The sequence below is a fragment of the Candidatus Margulisiibacteriota bacterium genome (assembly GCA_028706105.1).
Lineage (GTDB): Bacteria > Margulisbacteria > Riflemargulisbacteria > GWF2-35-9 > DYQY01 > DYQY01.
Genome location: JAQWCF010000030.1, coordinates 1 through 20,804 on the forward strand (window position 1 = coordinate 1; position 20,804 = coordinate 20,804).

Below are 20,804 nucleotides of genomic sequence, written 5' to 3' on the forward strand. Positions count from 1 at the left end.
CTTTCGATGGACTAACTTCAATCCTTCTTGCTAACTCAGCAGAAAATCCACCCTCTGTTTGTCTGGCCTGTGCTACTACAGGAGTGGTCCCGCTTACTCCTTGGCTCTGATTATTACTTGTAACTACACCCGCTCCTCCTTGAGAAGCTGCTGCTGCCTGAGCCGTAGTATCCTTTTGTGCGCTCTCAGCCGCTGCAATAGCGTCTTCACTTGCTTTCGTCGTATCTTTCCCTTGCACTTTAAAATCATTGTCTGTAGTTTTTGAATCCATAACTATTTTTTTATCAACTATTGCTGCAGCAAAAGCTACATGCTTTGTATTGACCTTTGCAGAATCAACCTCGAACCCACTAATAGCCTTTGATGGATCCTCTTGCCTCTTCATCTCTAATGTTAAAAATGTACTGCTGCTTTTAGGATTTTTGGTTATATCTGCCAATGTTAATACCCCATTTACTGAAGCAACCCCTGCTGTTGTTTCTGATGGAGAATTAAAATCAAGACTATAACGGTTACCATCCTTTGAAAATTCAGCAGACATATGTGCAGGGCTGTTAGGGTCTGCTGAATCTTTAGAAATAACTAATTGATACTCAGTAATTTCAAGCTTTTGAGCTAATGCTGCCATTAAAGTACTGGCCATGTCACAATCTCTCACGTCTGCCTCATATCTAAATTCTTCTAATTGTAAAAGCTGATTCAATACCTTTTGAATTTCTGCAACCGTACTTTTTTTGGATAAATTAGCCGCATCAATAATCTGTTGGGCTTCTGGGCTTGAAAATTTATTGTCTTTAATACTCACAATATTATTATCATTTTTTGCAACCAGATTAAGATGAATATTCATAGCTTCTGCGTTAGACGCTGCACTAACAGCCGTTTTGCTTTCATTATTTTTATTAGGGTCATTTATTGCATTTGAATATGAATCCATAGCGGTCTGCGTAGTACTGATTGCTTCATTAATAACTGCTTGAAGTGCTACAGTAGCATTACTACTTATCCCCTGTATAGCTGAATTAAAATTCGCACCAGAAGATGTTCCCGATTGAGCTGAATCAATAACCTGCTGTGTCTTGCCTCTTTGTGAAAATGCCTCATTTATTATATTTTTTAAGAACTTTGTTGCCATTTCTAAACTAAATTGATTAAGAGCAACTGTTTCCCTTTTATTCTTCAGGTAGGCTATTTTCTGTTCAGGCGTCATATTTTTCATATTTTCCCTATCTGCAGCCGTTTCATTGAATGTAAAAGGGTTATTATATTTAATTGAATCCTTGTTTTGTTTATCCGCAAGTGAAGCATCAGTTGTCGCTACTGGTTGTATTTTGTTATCTTGTTGTACCTTTTCCTCTCTGATAGCAGCGGCACTACCTTTACTTTTTTCTGCATCTGAAAGCTCTTTTGCAGTAGTCGTCAATTGTACTTTTACTGCTGCCTCCTCTGCACCAGGGGCTACATTAAGCACCAAAACAGTATCTACACCAGTCTGCCTTCCGGTACCTGATGCCCCTACTGCTGCTTTTTCTGCGTCTGCTGCTGCTTTTGCGTCTGCTGCTTTTTGTGCGTCTTCTGCTTTTTGTGCGGCTTCTGCTGCTGTTGGTGTTCCTACTGCTGGAACTTTTTCAGTAGATTTTGATTGCCCTTCCGCAGAAACTGCATTCGTTGGTTTTGGTGGTGACGGACTCTCAAAGTTAGTTTTTAGCCCTCCCACTAAAACATCTATCGCCGCAGACATTAGGGACATCACCATACTGTCTATCATGGACGCTTGTCTGCTTGCAAGAAGCTTAGAATAAGCCGAGTCTTCTCTGAAGCTTGCATTGCTTACTGTCTTTTGGGACAAACTACTGCCTGAATCACCTTTACCAAAAGACTTATCAGCGTTGGCCTCTGCCCCTGACCTAAAATCTTCCCTAGCCTCTTTCTCTATATAATAAGTTAAAAACTCTTTTAACAAGTTTCTTATAAGATTCATTCCTACTGTAGTTATAACACTATTGAAACCACCAGTGTCCCCACCATACCCTGTTACAAAAGAAGCAAGTGCTTTTGCCCATGGTCTGTCTAGACCAAGCTTATTAGTTATAAATCCTTGCTTGCCAGGCTTCATAACCGGCACTTTCTTACCAGCTGCATTAAGCTCCGTTTTAACTTCCCCATCAGAAGTCTTGACGGCCACATCAGGCCCTCCTGTAACCTGAAAGGAATCGCCAATTTGAAGAAGTCCTCCTGCTATCGTCAAAACAGAAAACGCCATCGAAATCATAGCCGCTGCCTCTGCTGCTGCAAGATTCTCTTGCGCAGAGACAACTGCATTAATGGCCGACACTTGCATTTTAGCAAGAGCTACTGCCAATTGGAGTGCTATCTGCATTGCTTGTGCTTGATACCCAACTATCGCCGCCGTAGTCTGAAAGTTCTCTACTGTTGAAGGTGTTCTAAACAACATGCTCATCACTGCCTGTTTTGCATCAGCAGCTGCTTGTGCTACAGCTATTTGCGCCATCCATGTTCTCTGCCAATTCTTAATGGCTCTGGCAGCGGCAAGTGCAGCAGAAGGGTCATAAGTTACACGTCCACCAGAAGCAGAAGCAATCATCCCGCCTGCAGCATTATTAACTATATCAAACGAAGAATCTGTCAACGCACTATTTGTGCCTGAACTTTCAAATTCATCAAAATTTATGCCAAACATTCTCGAATAAACCTCTTTCATTCTCGCAATAGCTTTTTCTTGGTCATCAAGTTCTGCCTGTTTTTGAGCAATACCAACAAGTCCATTAGCAACAGCTGCTACGCCCGCAAATCCAGAAGCAACTTGAGACAATGTAGATAACTCTTTAAGTGTACTAATTATCTTAAGTGCGGAAGCAACTATTGAAATAATTGCTATTCCAATACTAATCCAACCATAAGTATTAGCGGTATTCATACTATCCTTGGCTGAAGCTATTGCTAATTGTGCATCTGCTAGAATTTTATCAACTTGCATTTGAAGCTGTGCCCGCTGCGCCTCTAGACTCCTCATTGTCATAACATAGGAACCAAAGGACTGGAACCCAGCCATAACAAATTTGGACTGACTCCCTGTATTAACGCCAAATAATAATGTAATAACTATTGCACGTGCATCCATCATGGCAGATGATATTGCTAAAACGGCAAACATCTGCGCAAGAAAATTAGTTGTACCCTCTACACTGGCACCTAGTGCACCGCTCATTGCACTATTTAATCCCTGAAAAAGCACTCCCATATTCCCTTCTTTAGCCTCTACTCCTTGATATAGCCAATCCGGAATATTAAACCCAGGCCCTACAGAAAATTGATCTTTGTACTCTTCATACAATTTTTTAGCAAGATCGTAGGCTTCCTTCGCCTCAGCCATAGATTGCAACGCTGCATAAATACTCCAAAGCGCACCAACTATTATTACAGCAGCACCATACCAACCACCACACAAAGCTGCCATTGATGCAACTGTTACAATCGTATTAATTATTACCCTTGTCATCTGAGCATTTACAGAACTAATTTGCTGTCTCACACTCTTTAACTGCATTTCAACCTGTAATTTCCTATTATGTTCACTGGCTTGAGCAAATAACATTGTTGAATTGTAATCAAATGCGGAATTAATATTAGCAAAAGTACCATTAACCCAAGTTTGTAGGGCCTGCATAAGATCAACTTTCGTCTGAACATTAAAAAGCACCTGCATTACAGCACTTCTAGCATCTGCCATTGCATCAACAATCGCAAGCATACTCAATAACATAATTTGAAAGGCCATTATCATTGCATTCATATCTCCAATTTGCCCAGTACTACTCATGCCCTGGACAAGACCCCAAGCCTGTCTCACAGTGTTATTCATCTGATTACCAAAATTAAGTGCCATGCTATCTGTTGTTAGTATTTCTCCTATTTCATAACCACCTTCACCATATTCTTGACCGACCCAATCTAAACCTAAAAGATTATAATTTAAAGAAATGTCATTCTCTAAATTTTCTTCCATCTGTTCTAAAATACTTTTTTGATACGCTAACTGAGAATATGCATACAATCCAAGTGCCGCTGCTGCAACAGCAGCGGCAATAATACAACCCCAAAAAAATGCAGCAACACCCAAGCTACTCCCAGCTGTCAAAACTGCCGCAATAACAGCAACAACTAAAACAATTACTGCTAAAACCATAAAAAAGAATGATCCAAAAAACCCTGGTCCCTTTTTAACCTTATTCCATAACTTAACTGCATCATCATAATTTTTTTGAGCTAATTTAATGTTTTCTGCATTAGTTACTTGAGTTTTCAAAAACCCAGAGTACCTTGTGATCATTTGTTTCTGAGCAGCTCTTACTTGAGCAGAAATCGCGGCAATGCTTGCTCTATCATCATTCCAAGAATCTATCTTAAACAAAATCTTAAGCACCATGCTAGAAATGTCCATAGTTGTTTCCGTTAACATGTAACCGGTTTGTTCGTTCATTACCATAGTATCAAACCTAGCAGAAACGCGAAGATTATTATCCACTGATCCTCCATCTAAGACTGCTTGCCAAATATTATTATTCTCGAACGAATCTGACATAGAAGCTATTTTAGCTATAGCTGCTCTGCTAGATTCGATTAACATATCATTGACTCCATTTAATTGCTGCAGTAACAATAAACTACCATGAGTAACTAATACATTTACATAAGCATCTCGTTTCTTACTGTCAATCTTTTTCCCACACTCATTAGCGATTCTCTCAATTTCAGCCATATTGTTTTCATAAGCTTCATTATTCATTTCCATTGCATCTTCTAATGCACCAGATATGACTGCATCTAAATTACCAATTTCACTTGAAAATTTATCAGAGATCCTTTGCGCCGAAAGAATCTGAACATTTTCATACTGATACTCAAACAAGTATTGAATCAACATACTTTTAACATCAAGCAACTCATTAAATAAGATAACGCTTGCCATCATAATATATATTTGAATCTGAATAGCCATAAACTCTTCAGTCATTGCTTCAAAATCTACGCCAACAAATGACATCCATTCACCAGCAGCAAATGCTTCTGACTCTTCGGTTACGCCTGACAGATCTACGCCAATCTCATAAAAATACTGTTGGTAATTAATAAGATTTTCTACATGTCCCAAATAATTTCCATGTGCATTTACATATGCACCAATAATAGTATTCATAGCATTTGTAGTAGCTAAATGTTGTGACGCACCAGCTGCAGCAGTATACATACTTGTCTCATAATGTGGATCCTCAAAAACTAGCATATCACCCAAGACAGTATAAGCAATTATTGATCTAGAATTAAAAGAAAAAGTATAACTATTTGTATTTAATGGTATTACGCTATCCACAACCTGCTCAGATGTTCGCACTGTTAAATCAAGACGAATGGTTTCACCATTATCCATAGTATATCCAGCGACTACATGACCAGGAACTAAGATACTTCCTTGATTAACATAAACACGAAGCTTTTCTTCATTCACTCCTGCAGCTAAACATAAATCTACAAAAAGAATAGTTAAATCCTCACAATCTCCACCACCTGTCTCTATTGTGCTCTCGGCTGTTTGCCAGGCTAACCCTGTTTCCTCATCGCTGATGTAGTCAAAATTTTGAACAACATGATTGTAAATAGCCAACACCTGTTCGTCATTAGACATATCAAAAGTTAAAATCCCTTCTGTTCTCAATAACTCAATAATACGTTGTGTGGCTGGATTATCAGCCTCAATAAAAGACCTTACATCAACAGCTGATGAACCATCATAAGCTGAGATAGTGGTAATAATTTCTTCTGTTTTAATGAATTTGGTAGAATTAAACTCACTCATTTCTACTCGTTGAGAAATATCTAATTGAACAATTGTGTCAGTTGAAAACGAATATCCACAGACAACCTGACTTTGCTCTGAATCTTTTACTTTCATTAAATACACTTTTATGTTTTTATCATCAACACCAGCAGCCAAACACAAACTCACTAACAGGACGGATTGGTCTTCGCTACTTCCTCCCACACTCACAATAGTATCGGCTACTTGTTGCAATCCAGAACCTGATGCCTCATCATCACGAGAAAACGTATATTCACGAATAATATAATTATATATAGCAAAGACAACTTCTTCTTCATTCATCTCATCGGTGATTAAGCCCTCTTCGTTCAACTTATCAATCAATGACGCAACTTCTGGATCAAAAGGATCTATCAAAGAACTAATATTTTCTTTCTGACTTTCAACGATTAAAGCTTCTTCAATAACAGAGGCATCAACCACCGCAACATTTGAATTAACCTTAACTAGACTCTCTGCCTTTTTAATAAGTTCATTTAAGCGTTGTTCTATAGAAACAGATTGCTCATTATTGATCTTTTTTTCTTCCTCATTTATATAAATTTCTGCCTGATCAATTAAAGCATCTATTACATCCAGCTCGGCTTCAGTAAATAAACTCCGTTTTCCTGTAAAAATCTTATCCATTGTTTCTTCTAGCTCAGGCTTTTCAGCATCTGCATTCTTAGAAAGCACATCTGTCTCAATATCTATTATTTTATTTTTTAACTTCAATAATTCATCTTCTTCCAAGTCAATAACATTTTCTATTTCAACCATCATCCTACTTAATAAATTCACTAAGTCTTCTTGATCTTTAAGAATAGCAACTTGCTCATTAACAAGTTTTACCAAATCTAGACTGTACTCATCAATCAACTCATTAACTTCAATTCCTTGACCTAACATCTCTTGAAAATATTTATTAACAGCCTCATCTATCTCAGTTGTTCCTGACTCTAGTAACTGCATAACCTCATCATTTAGAATATAGGACTTGTCTTCATCTTCTTGTAATACAGAATGGAGTGTTTTCTTGACTGATTTAATATCCACGGAGCTAGAAAAGCTATCTCCTGCTACAGACCCTGAAATAGTAAGCTTGTCCTTGGAAATGTCTTTTATTGTTTCTAAGTCATCGTTGTCGAGGATATAGTTCTTATCTACAGCACCTGCTCCAGCTAAGCCATCTATGCCAATTCCTTGGTCATTAGAAACTTCTTTATTTTGCTGTATTTCCATAAATCCCCCGAAATTTTATCTCTAATATTAATTATACTTATTAAATCATTTTATTCTATCTTTTTACTTGTATAACTTATTAAATTTTCTTATTATTATCCATTATATTAAAACGTTTAAATCGCTATTTGTTTTGTATCTAATCTTCTTAATATTAAAATACCACAAAAATATTACTTCCCTTGAAAAGAGGCAGATTACATTTATAATAGTATCAGCATGCATGAAGACTATATACTACAATCTAGTCCTAAGGGATACAGTGAAGATCAAGACAAATCTATCTTGCCAGAAGAAACTTATCAGAATGCTTTTTACTCTTTATCCAAAACATTTCCTGATCTTAACTTTACATTGACTAAACTTTCCAATAACGAATTTTATTCCGTCTATGATTTTGATGATGGCTTTTTCGGCTCTCACGGTAAAGGAGCAACCCAATCTCAATCTATGGCTAGCGCAATAATGGAGTATTCTGAACGTAAAAGCTGGTACGAATTTGATATGGGCAAGGCCAAAGGCTTCATAAAGGCCAGCTATAACTATCTTAAAGATAAGGTGGATATGGGTAGCTATAAGGATATATTTAAAATACACTATTATACCGAAACAGAAAGCACCGAAGATATTCTAAGCGGCACAGATTTATTATGGGTTGAAGGGTATAATCTAACTAGTGACAAACCCACGCTTATTCCTGTTAATTTTACTGATTTAGTAAAATCATCCAATGGACTTGCCGCAGGGAACACAAAAGAGGAAGCCATTACTCAAGGTCTATGTGAACTGATAGAAAGAGAACATATCGATAACTTTTTACTTGATCCTTATAATGCAAAAGTAAGATTAATTGACCACTCTACTCTAAATAATCCTTATCTTCTTAAGCTACTTGAGTGGGCAACAATTAAAGGAATCCAAATATATTTTATTGATATTTCTAATACTATCAACGTAACAACTATCTTAGTTCACGCCATAGATCATAATTCCCCTAATATATATTCCAGATCTGGTGATGGGTATGGCACACACAACGATCCAGAAAAAGCCATGATCAGAGCATTCACAGAGTTTCTACAAGGCAGAGAGGCATATGTTAACAATTTCCCAGAAGACTTTGACATGACTAAAGGACAATGGCAAACACGACTTATTCTTGATTTTACCCGAATAATTAATAATGCAAAAACAATTTCAGTCAAAGGCTGTTTCCATATTAATAGTAATGATTTCAAAAAAGATGCAGAAAAAATATTATCTATACTAAAACAAAAAGGACATGAAGTGATAGCTCTTAATTTAACTCACAAAGAATTAAAAATACCTGTTTATCGGTTACTAATCCCAACTTTTAAAACTGGAGATGAATTCTCTCCTTTCTCTAGAAACCAACACTACACTGTAGCCTTCCTTCTAAAAAATGGAAGACATGACGATAAGGCATGGGAATACTATTTAAAATACAAAAAAGAAATAACCGAAATAAATGAAGAAAGCACTGAACTAATAAGACAAATAAATAAGCATATGGGTGCTAATATAGATATTGATGCACGTCAAAAAGAATTATTAGATAAAGATGTTATTTACTGGCTCTTAATGCCAAGAAATCATATTGTGTTATTTATCTTCGCCTCATACTTCACTAGAGCCCCATTGGCAGCAATGAGCGTCCTACTAGGAACTACTGTGGTTGATGGTGATAAAGCAGTAACGTTACCTGAGCTGGAGCTAGAGCTTTCTCAAAAAGAGCGGTCACCTTCTTAACCGCATTTTCAACAGAAACATCAACTATGCTTTTTGCAGGCACTTCCATTATCTCTACAATATTTAATCTGACATGCTGTGTCTTAGTTGTGTCTTTGTTGATTATTATCAACGCTTTCTCTGTTCCATCATTAGAAATCTTTAAAATAGAAAATACATTATCGTTATTGTTCCAAACTTCAACAAACTTACTGTCTTCCTTAAAAACCTTGTACTTCTTTTTCAAAGAATTAACTACTGTAACATAATCAACTAAATCAATATTAATTGGCTCCCAATCTTCAGGCAAAGTTTTTACAACATTGACACTTTCTTTAAATCCATACTCCAACCCAATCGGCATCATAACTCCTGTTGAGAAAATTGCTGAAAAAAGATATCTCATCTTTATAGCTGCTTCATTCCCTTTGAGCTCTGCCGCAAGTCTCGGTGTGTCATGAGACTCAGCAAAAGCAATTGATGGCGACACTGGAGCATTCTCTCTGTATTGCTTCAAACACCACTCTTCTTTAAAATCCCACCACTTAGAACTATTGAAGTTATAATCAAAACCAGCCTTGGCTAAAGCAATAACGTCTTCTATTTCGCAACCAAGTGTTTCTGCAAAAAAAACAATTTTTTTATTTTCCGCATGGATTGTGCCAATTAAATGTTCCCATAATTCAACAGGAACTTGATAAGCAGCGTCACAACGAAAACCATCTACTCCCAGCTTAATGAAATATCTAATGAGGTCTAACCAATACTTCCAAAGATTATCTCTATCCACTGATGACTCGTTATCTATTTCAGCAAGATCTCCCCAGGTACATACCAGCTTGTCACCTTCCCAAACCTGAGGATTTTTAATGATTCCTTTAGAGTTTCTTTGATACCAAGAAGGATGTTGTTCTACTAAAACAGAATCAATCGCCGTATGGTTAATCACTAAATCAAAAATAACCTTCAATCCTTCTAAGTGTGCACGATGAATCATGTTTCTAACCTGATTATCTTCGGACATTCTGCCCTTTAAAAACAAAGGATTAATTCGATAATAATCCTTGATGGAATACAAACTGCCTGAAAAGCCTGGATACTGAATAGGATTAATATAGACCCAATTAAACCCCATCTGTTTGGCGCGTTTAAAATGAACAGGCCAATTAGTCATCGCACCCGTAAGTCTTGGAAATAAATTATAAATAAGAACATTTCCTCTTTTGCTCATGGGGGTTATTATACTGTTTATTTGTTGATTTGTTTATATGTTTATTTGTTATGTATAAGAACAAAAATTAGTTAATAAATAATCCCGATTATTCTTGGCTTGGTCTTTAATCACGTCTAAAAGCATTTTTTTTAAAATAAATCCAACCTTTGCTCCACTAAACCCTAACGCTATTAAGTCATCACCGTTCACCGCCAAGTGCTGAAGTAAATAAGGTTGATTTTCTCTAACAATTTTTTCTAACATTAACACTTCAACTTCACCATCTGAAGTTATATTTAAATATTTTTTTACAATTATTGAACGTTTATAATCATCGAGACCTAACAAGTTTAATAAAAGCTTAATGTCTTCACTTGAAGCATTCTTTTTATTTATTATTGATAAAATGCTCTTGATCCTTTTGTAAATACCTTTCTCTATCTTTAAAATATCTTTTATTTCATTATGATCCTCAAAAAAAGAAAAGAAAACAACATAAATAATAAGCTCATCATAACTTTCTTTCTTATTGATTTCTTCAAGAATAGCCAACTGTTGGTCAGTCACATTACGAAACAATGGTTCCAATAAATTGCAACATTTACAGCACTTAACTGCCTTAATCAGATTAGTCCCTCTAAAAAATTTATTTAACTCAACCGTTACCCTTTCAGAAGAGATTGTGCTAAATAAATACTCGTATTTTTTCATATTAACTAATGTCTCCGCCTCTATCTCGAATCCAAATCTAGAAACAAACTGAAGAGCTCTAAGTGCTCTTAGATAATCCTCTTTAATGCTATTGTCTGAAAGCTGCCGTAGTGTTCGATTGTTCAAGTCATTCACCCCACCATAAGGATCAACAAGCTCGCCAGTCTCTACATCTCTTGCCATGGCATTGATAGTAAAGTCTCTACGTTGAAGGTCTTCTTCTAAGGTAATTTGTGGACCAAAATCAACTTGAAAATCATTATGTAAATCACCTATGGAAATTTCTTTTCTAGGGAAAGCGATGTCTATCTCTTGTCCATCTTTAAAGCATTTATAAACTCCAAAACTTTTTCCAACTAGCTGAACAGTACAATGAGTGGATAACACTTTTTCGAAAGTTTCTCGATTTATTCCCGTTACAACCACATCAATATCTTTTGTTACTATTTTTAGTATGTCATCACGGACAATTCCCCCCACATAATAAAGTCTGCCACCAAATGGTTTTAGTGCAACATTAAGTTTCTTAATAAACTTATTTTGGATAATCATAAAAAATCTACTGAATTAATAAGGGACTAATAAAATTAAAAATATATCCTGTAAACATAATGCCTATAGCAACTATTGAAAAAAACAACGCTATCAATTTAAGGTTCATTGCTCTCCTTAAAATAATTGCCTCTGGTAAGCTTAAGGCTGAAACTGCCATCATAAACGCTAAAGCAGTGCCAAGAGGCATCCCTTTTTCAAAGAGAACAACTGCAATAGGAACAATCGCAGCGCAACTTCCATACATAGGAATGCCCAAAATAACTGCTATTGGAACTGCAAATATTCCAACTGCACCAACGATGCTATGAATAGCCTCACTTGGAACATATCCATGAAGAAAAGCGCCAATGCCAACCCCTAACAAAATCCATTTCCATAGTTTTTTGACAATACTTAATGCTTCATTTAAGCCAAATAGGAGTCTTTCTTTTTGTGTTAACGACTCAAATGTATCTGTAGCTTCTTCTGTTTTTAATATATCTGGCTCAATGTACTTTACTAATTCTAATCTATCCAAGAAAAGCCCCACAATTACTCCAATTAAAATACCACTAAGCGCATACATGAAAGCAATCTTCCAGCCGAAATAACCAAGCATCAAAACAAAGAGATACTCATTTAGAATTGGTGCGGTAATAAGAAATGACATACTTACACCCAAGGGTATTCTCATCTTCACAAAAGAAATAAACAAAGGAATAGAAGAACAAGAACAAAAAGGAGTAAGCGCACCAAACATAGAAGCAGACAAGTGAGCAACTATTTTATTTTTAGATTCCACCCAGGCTTTAACTTTACTCATAGGCACATAGGTTCTGATATATCCGATTATCCCAATCATCACAAAAAGCAACATTAATACTTTTATTGTGTCATATACAAAAAAATGGAACATTTCTACTATCTGGTTGCTACGATCTAATCCTAGCCAACGAAAAACTAAATCTACTAATCCTTGCAACATTTCTGTGAATCCTTATTTTTCTGTTCCGATTTTGTTTTATCTTCTGAACAAGAACAACCACAGCCTTTAGTGGATTCCTTCTGCAGGAAACTATCTATTAATTTATACATTTTTTGAAATATTTTCATGATGACCTCCTAGTTTGTTGGGTGGCGGTTTATCCGAGCTTAGCTCTGCAAAAAGAGCGAAGGCTGGTGCCGAGGGCCGGAATTGAACCGGCACGAAAATTAATTTTCATGGGATTTTAAGTCCCACGTGTCTACCAATTCCACCACCCCGGCGGAAACACAACAATTACTCTAAATAATTAACTTAGGCAAATAATTATATAGAATAATTCATTTAGCCACAACCACTATTTCTTAACGAAACTTCTGGTTGTTTGATTTTATCCATATTTAGCCTTATTATCTTACAAAAGCAATCAAGCAGTTACTTGCGTTTCTTATTAAAAAGGAGTTATCAAAATGAGAAAAATTCTATTCAGCGTTCTTTCAATGGTTTTATTTACAACAACAACCTTTAGCTATGACTCTTCTACCAGATTCTACCCTTTTCTTGGTTATACCCGTTTTCACGAGGCTACAGATTTACAAAACAGTATTATGTTGGGTGTTGGATTAAACAAACCAATTACCGAATCTTTTAGAGCAGACCTTTCTTGCGCCTATCTTCCTAGCGAATATAAGTCCAGCGGACAAAGCGCCGCTGTCTTTTACAGCAGTCTAAGTGGAGAATTTTTACTACCGGAACTCTGCTGTGGAACAAAACCTTTTTTGACAGCAGGGCTAAGTATCTTTGCTTTTAATGGCAAAATAGATAATGGGATTGAGCTTGGTATCGGATTATTAAGTTTATCCAAAAAAAAGATTGAACATAAATTCACAGTAAAGGCGAGACATAACCCTGCAGACAAAAAATCGGATATTATTGCTATTTTCAGTTTGGGGTTAATGCCTCTTAATGGTAAAAAAGAAAACACTGTGCTTGCTCCAGACAAAAAAGACGAAATTCCTAAAGAACTAAGAATGATAATTGAGGAAGAGAAAAAACAAAAAGCTATTGTAACAACTCCAACTGTTACTATCATTGAGAAACCAATAAAAACAGAACCAGTAAAGAAAGAAAGCAAACCAAAACCCAAAAAAGCACCAAAAATTATTTTTGATAATGACAAAAAAATAGTTATCGATCGGTTTTTTTATAATAGCGCCTTCATCGGAAACCCTGGAAATAACTATATACAAAAAGCAGCTAAAACATTGAAAGAAAATCCTAATTTAAAAGTTTCAATTGTTGGATACGCAAATAGCCACGAAAAAAATCCAGACGAGATATCTCTTCAAAGAGCTATAAACGTTCAAAACGATTTAATAAAAAAGTATAATATTTCCAACAATAAAATTAAAACTAAATCAGGTGGACATACAAAAGCAACTAATAATAACTATCTAAATAGACGTGTAGAATTAGACTTTTATTCTGAAAAATAAAAAATTAAGTCGTCCTCACCTACAGGAAGACGACTTAATTACTATAATCCTTTGAGCATAAGCTCAGTTAGCTTCTTAGTAAAAGAAACAGGGTCTTGTAGTTTGTCTCCTTCAGCAATCAACGCTTGCTGATAAATAAGATCCGTATAATCTTTTAACAATTCTGAATTATTATTTGCCTCATACTCTTTTTTTAACACTTCAATTAATCTATGCTCTGGATTTAATTCTAATATCTTTTTCTGTGCAGGCATTACTTGACCCATTGCCTTGAACATCTGCTCCATGTTTTTTGTAATAGAGTATTGGTCATTTACCAAACAACTAACACTATTTGTTAGCCTACTTGAAAAACGCACTTCTTTAACGTCAGAGGATAGTTGTTTTCCCATGAAATCTAATAAATCCTTGTACTCTTCTTTCTTACTATCTAGCTCTTTTTTCTCGCTCTCGTCCGTGATGTCTACATCCCCTTTATCCACAGCGACTAATTTCTTGCCTTGATATTCTAATAATGAACTAACAACCCAATCATCAACTGGATCAGTCATTAAAATAACTTCATAGCCTTTCTTGTTAAAAGCCTCTAAGACTGGAAGCTTCTTTGCTTCTTCTTCACTGTTTGCAAGTAAATAATAAATATCTTTTTGTTCTGTTGTCATCTCTGCAATATATTGGACTAAACTTTTATAAGCATTGCCTGACTTCGTTGTTTTATAAATAGCCAAATCTGACAAAAGTTCCTTGTTTTCATCATCATGATGGATTCCTTCTTTAATGACTGCTCCAAATTCTTTGTAAAACTTGCTATACTCGTCAAATTCTTTTTCTTTTAACTGTTTAAGAGTATTTAAAATTTTCTTAACAACACCCTTTTTTATCTTATCTAAGTGCTTGTCTTGTTGCAAAATCTCTCTAGAAACATTTAACGGCAAATCTCCTGAATCAATAACGCCCTTCACAAACCTTAAATACTCAGGAACAATATTCGCGTAGTCATCCATAATAAAAACTCTTTTAACATACAGCTGGATGCCTTTTTTATCGTCCGGTTGATACATATTAATTGGAGACTTGGCAGGAATATACAGCAAAGCCTTGAACTCCATTGTTCCTTCGGCCTTATAATGAATTATCTTAAACGGATCAGAATAATCATGTGAAAGATGTTTATAAAACTCATTGTATTCTTCTTTGGTTACCTCGGAAGCTGATTTTACCCAAATAGCTTTTCTAGAATTTAATTCTTCTTCAGAAGTAATTTCTGTTGGGGTTGCATCATAGTCCGTTGAGCCATCTTCCTTTTTTGGATATTCGTTCTTTTTAGTATCCATAACAATTGGGTGCTCAACAAAATCTGAATATTTCTTCACTATCTGTTTAAGCTCATACTCATCCAAATAAGCTTTATCCTCTTTCTTTAAAAATAGTATTACATCAGTTCCAGCATCTATCTTTGTAGCTTCCTCTAATTCAAAGCCACCTTCGCCAGTTGATATCCACTTATAAGCTTTTTTCTCACCAATTTTTTTGGACACAACTTCAATTTTATCTGCAACCATAAAGGCTGAATAAAAACCAACTCCAAATTGACCAATTAAATCCAAATTACTATCTTTTTCTAATTTGATGTTCTCTAAAAAACTTTTAGTACCAGAGCGAGCAATGGTTCCTAAGTTATCCAGCAATTCATCCTTGCTCATACCTATTCCATTATCTGAAATTGTTAAAATCTTTTTCTTTTCATCTCTAATAATTTTTATCTTATAAGAATCTATTCCTAAAGAAACATCAGTCAAAGACTGGAACTTTCTTTTATCAATTGCATCAGATGCGTTTGAAATAAGCTCTCTTAAAAAAATATCTTTGTGTGAATAAAGAGAATGTATCACTAAATCTAATAACTGTTTTACTTCCGTTTTAAACTCAAACTTTTCTGTTGTTTTTTCTACCATGCTAAGACCTCCGCCTAATGAAATTTACTAAAAAATTATACGACCTATAACTGTTTGAGGCAACCAAAAGCTATTGATAAGTTCACTGCGAATTGGTAATATCTTACCAAAGGGGACAAAATATGGACTTTTTCTTTTTTATTAACACAATTATTATCACTATATTTGGTATCCTTACCGTAAAGCTTGTCTTGGAATACAAGACAAACTTTGCCAACACAAAGAACTCAGCCATAAATAAACCTAGATATGGGTTTATCTCTCCTTCAGCAACTTATAACCTTATTTATAAATCAGATTCTGGAGATGACTACATTGTTATCGACATTAGAAGCGAAAAAGAGTTTTTAAGAGGACATATAAAAAATGCCATCAACATCCCTATCCGGGATTTTAAAACTTCTTCCTTATTAAAAGACTTAAACAAAAATGAATCCTATATTTTATGTGGACAAAGACATTCTAGCTCACAAAAAGCAATGGAAATAATGAAACTCTTTAACTTCATGCGAGTGTATTGCATGACTGGCGGAATGATTGAATGGAATCTTCACGATTATCCTACTGAGAAATAGCAGCTTCAAACCAAGCAATAATATCTTTATACGCTTTTTCTTTCTTGGAATTATTTATCTCCCAATAGGTTATCTCATAGCCTTTTTCTCTCATTTTCTGTACATCCCAACGGGCATGTTTTTTAGAGATTTCTTCGTCAAGCATTCCGTGTACAAAAAGAAAGGGAATCTTTGTTTGTCCTTCAAAATTTTGCACAATTTCTGAACTTAAAGAATTAACAACTAAGCCTGTAAAATTGCATAGTGCATCAAACCTCTCTGGATTATTAATTGCTAAATATAAAGCATAATGAGAACTAGTAGAAATTCCTTGGATTAAAATTTTCATTTTTCCATAGTCCCGGCTAATTATATTAAGAATTCTCATTATTCGTTCTTCATCATCTTTTTGCCACACATCATCATTTAAGGCATCTGGGGCTAAAACTAGTACATTCGATTGTTTTGCATACTCATACCAAAACTCAAGGCATTGTTTGCCTGTCATGCCAACATCGGGAAGCACTAAAATCATCTTGTCTCCTAACCTAGCTGGCACATACAAGCCATAATTCACGCCTTGTTCACTTAGCTCATATCTCCCCTCTGGCAAAGTGAAGGCAAAAGCAAGTGATAAAAATAGGCTTGCAACCAATAATTTCTTCATACTCTTAAATTACCGCAGAAAAAACATAGTAACAAGGGGATTGCTCCCTTGTGCTGAATTATCAAAAGGATTATCATTTTGATTGTGAAAAAATATGCTTAACATTTTAAATTTAAACGCCCTTGAGGTCGTTGGCCTGGCAACTATCTTTGGCTATCTTGCAGGAAAAATATGCATGAAACTAAAAATACCGGCAGTAGCTGGCTATGTTATTATCGGAGTAGCCTTAGGACCTTCTTTATTAAATGTCTTTTCTGAAAAGCTACTTTTTGAAGTAAGCATTATCAGCGATTTGGCTCTAGCAATTATTGCCTTTATTGTTGGCGCTGAAATCAAACTATATGAGCTGTACACTTCGGGCAAAAAAATTCTTATCGTTGCCTTATTTGAATCACTAATAACTTTCATCTTGGTGTTTACTTGTATCTTGTTATTTTTTAAAAATCTTCCCCTTGCCTTAATTCTAGGAGCGATAGGGTCTGCAACTGCACCAGCGGCAACTGTAATGGTAATTAGAGAACTAAGAGCAACGGGGCCATTAACCAAAATGATCCTTGCTGTTGTAGCGCTAGATGATGCTTTTGCCTTAATGTTTTATTCTCTAGCTGCATCTATTGCGAAAGTACTATTAGTGCCCTCAACGAATATAAATTTTCTAAAAGTTATTTTTATTGCTTCTAGAGAAATTGCCTTTTCCCTACTAATTGGATTAATTGCTGGCTATATTATAGTTAACATCAGCAGAAAATCTGTCCAATCAGAAAACGTTTATATAATAAATTTCGGAACTCTACTGTTCATCACTGGACTAGCCAATACCTTAGGGGTATCACCGCTGCTAGCAAACATGACCTACGGGGTAATTCTTGCCAATTTCTCAAAATTATCTGGCAAAAAACTAATAGATTTTGTTCAACGAATATCACCTCCTATCTTTATCGCTTTTTTTGTGACAGCTGGCGCGCATCTAAAATTATCTGTACTATTTAGTTTATGGGCTGTCGTTTTAGTATTTCTTGTGTCTCGAATGCTAGGGAAAATATCAGGAGCTTCTTTAGGCGCCAAAATAGCTGACACTGAACCAATTATTAAAAAGTATATTGGGTTTAGTTTGCTCTCTCAAATAGGCGTAGCTGTTGGTCTTGCACTAATTGTAGCAAAAGATTTTGGGAATCTAGGTGTTCAGGGAAAAGTATTGTCTGCCATAGTTATTAACGTCTTGCTAGGCTCAACGATAATAACTGAAATTGTCGGACCTATTATGACCAAATATTCTCTAGCTAAAGCTGGAGAAACAAACAAAAACAGGAGGATATGATGGAAAACGAACTTAATACAATGGTTATAATTAATCTTCATGAAACAGAATATTTAGTAGAAATTTTAGAATGTTTAGCAGAAGAATATGTTCATGAAACGGTTGTCTCCAACGGTGAAAGCATCCAAAGCAGGCACGACAATAACAATATCCCCAATATTAGCTTTATCTTACAAACATTAAAAGACGAATCTAACAACAATATAATTACGGCTATTATGGATAAAACAAGAATAGCTTCTTTATCAGAAAGATTAAAAGCTATCAAAACAGACAACAAATACGCCTGTTCTTTCTGGTTTATTCCGATTGAAGGATATTTCTGGCACAAGACTGAAATTTAGAAAGACTGTAGAGTTTTAATATCTTTAAGCTTATAAGCTTTTTCTACTTTAAGCATTATCTGTTTATTTCGAAGCCTAGTTTTTTTGTCTCCGGCTTTTGAGGGATCGTATTTCTTCTTAATGTCAGCGTATAGTTTATGAATGTCTGCTTTTTTAGGCTTCTCTGCCTTCTTAGTTGTAGCTTCTTGCTCCTCAGCCTTCTCTGTTGGCTCTGATTCTTCTTCTAATGCCTCTTTTGGTAAAGATAGATGATACATGACTATAAAGAAAGTAGCTGGTGCAAGAATAAGCAATAACACTAAGTATTGAATTAATAAACCTTTAGTAATTGGTGGCAACATAAGAGTATTATAACGTTCACTGGTTCACTTCGACAAGCTTAGTGTCAACATTGTCCACTTGAAAATTATGTTTAGTGCACATCTAATGTTTCAGGCACCGTGAATTCATAAAGAACAATTCGTCTCTTCTCCGTTGAATACGACAGATGGTCATCAATATCCAAACCTAGTTTTTCTGCCTCATCCCAAAGGAAAGCAGACTGCTCCATCGGAAAAACAATAAAAACAGAACCGCCTGACTGTAAATACTTAGGAGCCTGTTGCAAAAACAAACGAACATTTTTATAGCCTTTTTCATCCAAATAAGCTGGGCCATTATGTTTATCTTCCCTGAAACTATCGTACCAAGGAGGATTCCAAAAAATAACATTAAACTGTTTTTCTGACGGAACAATAGAAAACAAATCACCCTCAACAACATTCACATTGCTATATTCTTTTACTGAATTCTTTGCCCCAGCAACTGCCTCTGGATCAATATCAGTTAATAAGAAGTCCACATTTTTTCTTTGTAATCCTTCTAATATTTGACGAGCAAGGACAGCCTGAATACCTGTACCTATTTCTAAAATACTATCACTATCTTTTACTCGCTTGGTTATTCCATCTCGAATCAAGAGAAGCATCTTCTGGTCTTTCAGTCTTAATCTTTCAACTTTACCATATTTATCAACAGACACAATTTTATGCTTCATATGAAGTTATCGAAAATTTAAAAGAAATATTGCATTAACTGTTAAATTCTTCTGGCAGTCATAATAACCATGTCCTGAGAATAATCAAAAGCACCAGCACACTGAATGACTTTACTCTGTAGACAATGGAATTGACCACTCTCAATTTTCGCTCCTTTACAAAGCTCCGGAACAAGACGATTCTCGATTATTTGCGAAGCTAACAATTCAATGTAGGGCGTGAATTGAAGCTTTTTTAAAAAAATATTACAAGACAAATTTGCGATTATTTTAAACCTCATATGTTTTTACGAAGAGTAGTGTCCACTTTACCTTCTCCGTCAAATAGATGTTTAATATATGGATTCCCTTTATCATCTACAGCGCCTGAAGAATCAGGAAACATTTGATAAAAATCATAATAATATACTCTTTTTAAAACTTCAGTCCCACACTTGATTCTCAAATATTTACTAAGCTGCAAAACTCTATCTGCGGAATCTATAAAGATAACACGTTTGCCAGAATTTAAATGTTTTATAATATTTTTCCGCTGTTTTTTATCTAAACTTGCTGGAATTATTACAAAATGTTTTCTATGTTCGTCCCCCTTTGCCGAAAAATGAGAATCTTGATATTTCATAATATCCCAACTCAACCTGAGTATGTTATTAAAAAGAACCCTGACCTCGTCTGGCTTAAGCTTGCTCTTTAAAGATGAAAGATGTAGACCCCAAAGCACCTGATAGGTAATATCTCTTATTTCTTTTAAAACTCTAGGGTTTTGTCCTGGGATATTCAGAGCAAGCATCGTATACACAAATCCTACATTAAAAGGAACCACTGTCATCAAATACACTATAGGGTGGAACTTAGTGTCTGGATGTTTTAAACGAGAATGCAATAAAACCGCTGATCTTGTTATCCCACCTGCACAGGTCAATAAAACAGAAAATGCCACAGACAAGGCTGGATACCCAACCATACTGCCACCTATTAGAACAGGAACAGCAAAATATTTGGTAGTGTACAATTTTGTTTGCAATTTGAGATTTAAGGATGGTCATCGTAAACTCTAATTTACGCAAATAAAAATGGAGGTAAAAAAAGATGACCAAAACTAATAATACAGAATATTTTAAGAAA

The 20,804-nt window shown here is 35.3% G+C and carries 16 protein-coding genes and 1 tRNA gene; 5 read left to right on the top strand and 12 right to left on the bottom strand.

The features are described 5' to 3' along the window. The coding region (locus PHF25_04535) for a transglutaminase domain-containing protein (GenBank protein ID MDD4527291.1) at positions 1-7,120 on the bottom strand (7,120 nt) is incomplete at its 3' end. 219 nt (positions 7,121-7,339) lie between these two features. Here PHF25_04535 and PHF25_04540 point away from each other — a divergent pair. Beyond that, positions 7,340-8,890 carry a YcaO-like family protein gene (locus PHF25_04540; GenBank protein ID MDD4527292.1) on the top strand — a complete coding sequence of 517 codons (1,551 nt, stop codon included), beginning with the start codon at positions 7,340-7,342 and terminating at the stop codon, positions 8,888-8,890. On the opposite strand, the gene PHF25_04545 is transcribed toward PHF25_04540, so the two are convergent. From PHF25_04545 to PHF25_04565, 5 genes are all read right to left on the bottom strand, one after another. Continuing rightward, entirely contained in the window at positions 8,808-10,100 is a 1,293-nt protein-coding gene (locus PHF25_04545; GenBank protein MDD4527293.1) for an alpha-amylase family glycosyl hydrolase, read from the bottom strand. The two genes, PHF25_04540 and PHF25_04545, sit on opposite strands and share 83 nt — an antisense overlap. A 48-nt stretch (positions 10,101-10,148) precedes the next feature. Next, a complete protein-coding gene (locus PHF25_04550; protein MDD4527294.1) occupies positions 10,149-11,345 on the bottom strand; it encodes a hypothetical protein in 1,197 nt (398 codons plus the stop codon). A 7-nt stretch (positions 11,346-11,352) separates the two neighbouring features. Then, complete coding sequence (locus tag PHF25_04555) at positions 11,353-12,312, bottom strand: permease (protein ID MDD4527295.1); 960 nt, start codon at positions 12,310-12,312, stop codon at positions 11,353-11,355. Then, positions 12,297-12,440, bottom strand: a complete 144-nt coding sequence (locus PHF25_04560; GenBank protein ID MDD4527296.1) for a hypothetical protein — start codon at positions 12,438-12,440, stop codon at positions 12,297-12,299. Before PHF25_04560 ends, PHF25_04555 begins: the two co-directional genes overlap by 16 nt. Positions 12,441-12,504: 64 nt before the next feature. Beyond that, positions 12,505-12,593, bottom strand: a tRNA-Leu gene (locus PHF25_04565). Positions 12,594-12,779: 186 nt separating this feature from the next. Here PHF25_04565 and PHF25_04570 point away from each other — a divergent pair. Further along, positions 12,780-13,805 carry an OmpA family protein gene (locus PHF25_04570; protein ID MDD4527297.1) on the top strand — a complete coding sequence of 342 codons (1,026 nt, stop codon included), beginning with the start codon at positions 12,780-12,782 and terminating at the stop codon, positions 13,803-13,805. A gap of 41 nt (positions 13,806-13,846) precedes the next feature. On the opposite strand, the gene htpG is transcribed toward PHF25_04570, so the two are convergent. Further along, positions 13,847-15,760 (bottom strand): molecular chaperone HtpG, encoded by a 1,914-nt coding sequence (gene htpG, locus PHF25_04575; GenBank protein ID MDD4527298.1) that lies wholly within the window; start codon positions 15,758-15,760, stop codon positions 13,847-13,849. Between the two features lie 122 nt (positions 15,761-15,882). On the opposite strand from htpG, the gene PHF25_04580 reads away from it, so the two are divergent. Next, complete coding sequence (locus tag PHF25_04580) at positions 15,883-16,335, top strand: rhodanese-like domain-containing protein (GenBank protein ID MDD4527299.1); 453 nt, start codon at positions 15,883-15,885, stop codon at positions 16,333-16,335. On the opposite strand, the gene PHF25_04585 is transcribed toward PHF25_04580, so the two are convergent. After that, positions 16,322-16,981, bottom strand: coding sequence for a hypothetical protein (locus PHF25_04585; GenBank protein MDD4527300.1), 660 nt, complete (start codon positions 16,979-16,981; stop codon positions 16,322-16,324). The two genes, PHF25_04580 and PHF25_04585, sit on opposite strands and share 14 nt — an antisense overlap. Positions 16,982-17,075: 94 nt before the next feature. On the opposite strand from PHF25_04585, the gene PHF25_04590 reads away from it, so the two are divergent. Next, positions 17,076-18,299 (top strand): cation:proton antiporter, encoded by a 1,224-nt coding sequence (locus tag PHF25_04590; protein ID MDD4527301.1) that lies wholly within the window; start codon positions 17,076-17,078, stop codon positions 18,297-18,299. Beyond that, the gene (locus tag PHF25_04595) at positions 18,299-18,643 is read left to right on the top strand and encodes a hypothetical protein (GenBank protein MDD4527302.1); all 345 of its coding nucleotides are present in this window, start codon (positions 18,299-18,301) and stop codon (positions 18,641-18,643) included. Before PHF25_04590 ends, PHF25_04595 begins: the two co-directional genes overlap by 1 nt. On the opposite strand, the gene PHF25_04600 is transcribed toward PHF25_04595, so the two are convergent. The 4 genes from PHF25_04600 to PHF25_04615 all read right to left on the bottom strand — a co-directional run bounded on the left by PHF25_04600 (position 18,640) and on the right by PHF25_04615 (position 20,703). Beyond that, positions 18,640-18,984 (bottom strand): hypothetical protein, encoded by a 345-nt coding sequence (locus tag PHF25_04600; GenBank protein ID MDD4527303.1) that lies wholly within the window; start codon positions 18,982-18,984, stop codon positions 18,640-18,642. The two genes, PHF25_04595 and PHF25_04600, sit on opposite strands and share 4 nt — an antisense overlap. A 71-nt stretch (positions 18,985-19,055) precedes the next feature. Further along, positions 19,056-19,679 (bottom strand): methyltransferase, encoded by a 624-nt coding sequence (locus PHF25_04605; GenBank protein MDD4527304.1) that lies wholly within the window; start codon positions 19,677-19,679, stop codon positions 19,056-19,058. A 41-nt stretch (positions 19,680-19,720) separates the two neighbouring features. Continuing rightward, a complete protein-coding gene (locus PHF25_04610; protein ID MDD4527305.1) occupies positions 19,721-19,960 on the bottom strand; it encodes a hypothetical protein in 240 nt (79 codons plus the stop codon). Next, entirely contained in the window at positions 19,957-20,703 is a 747-nt protein-coding gene (locus tag PHF25_04615) for a hypothetical protein (protein MDD4527306.1), read from the bottom strand. Before PHF25_04615 ends, PHF25_04610 begins: the two co-directional genes overlap by 4 nt. Positions 20,704-20,804: the final 101 nt, after the last annotated feature.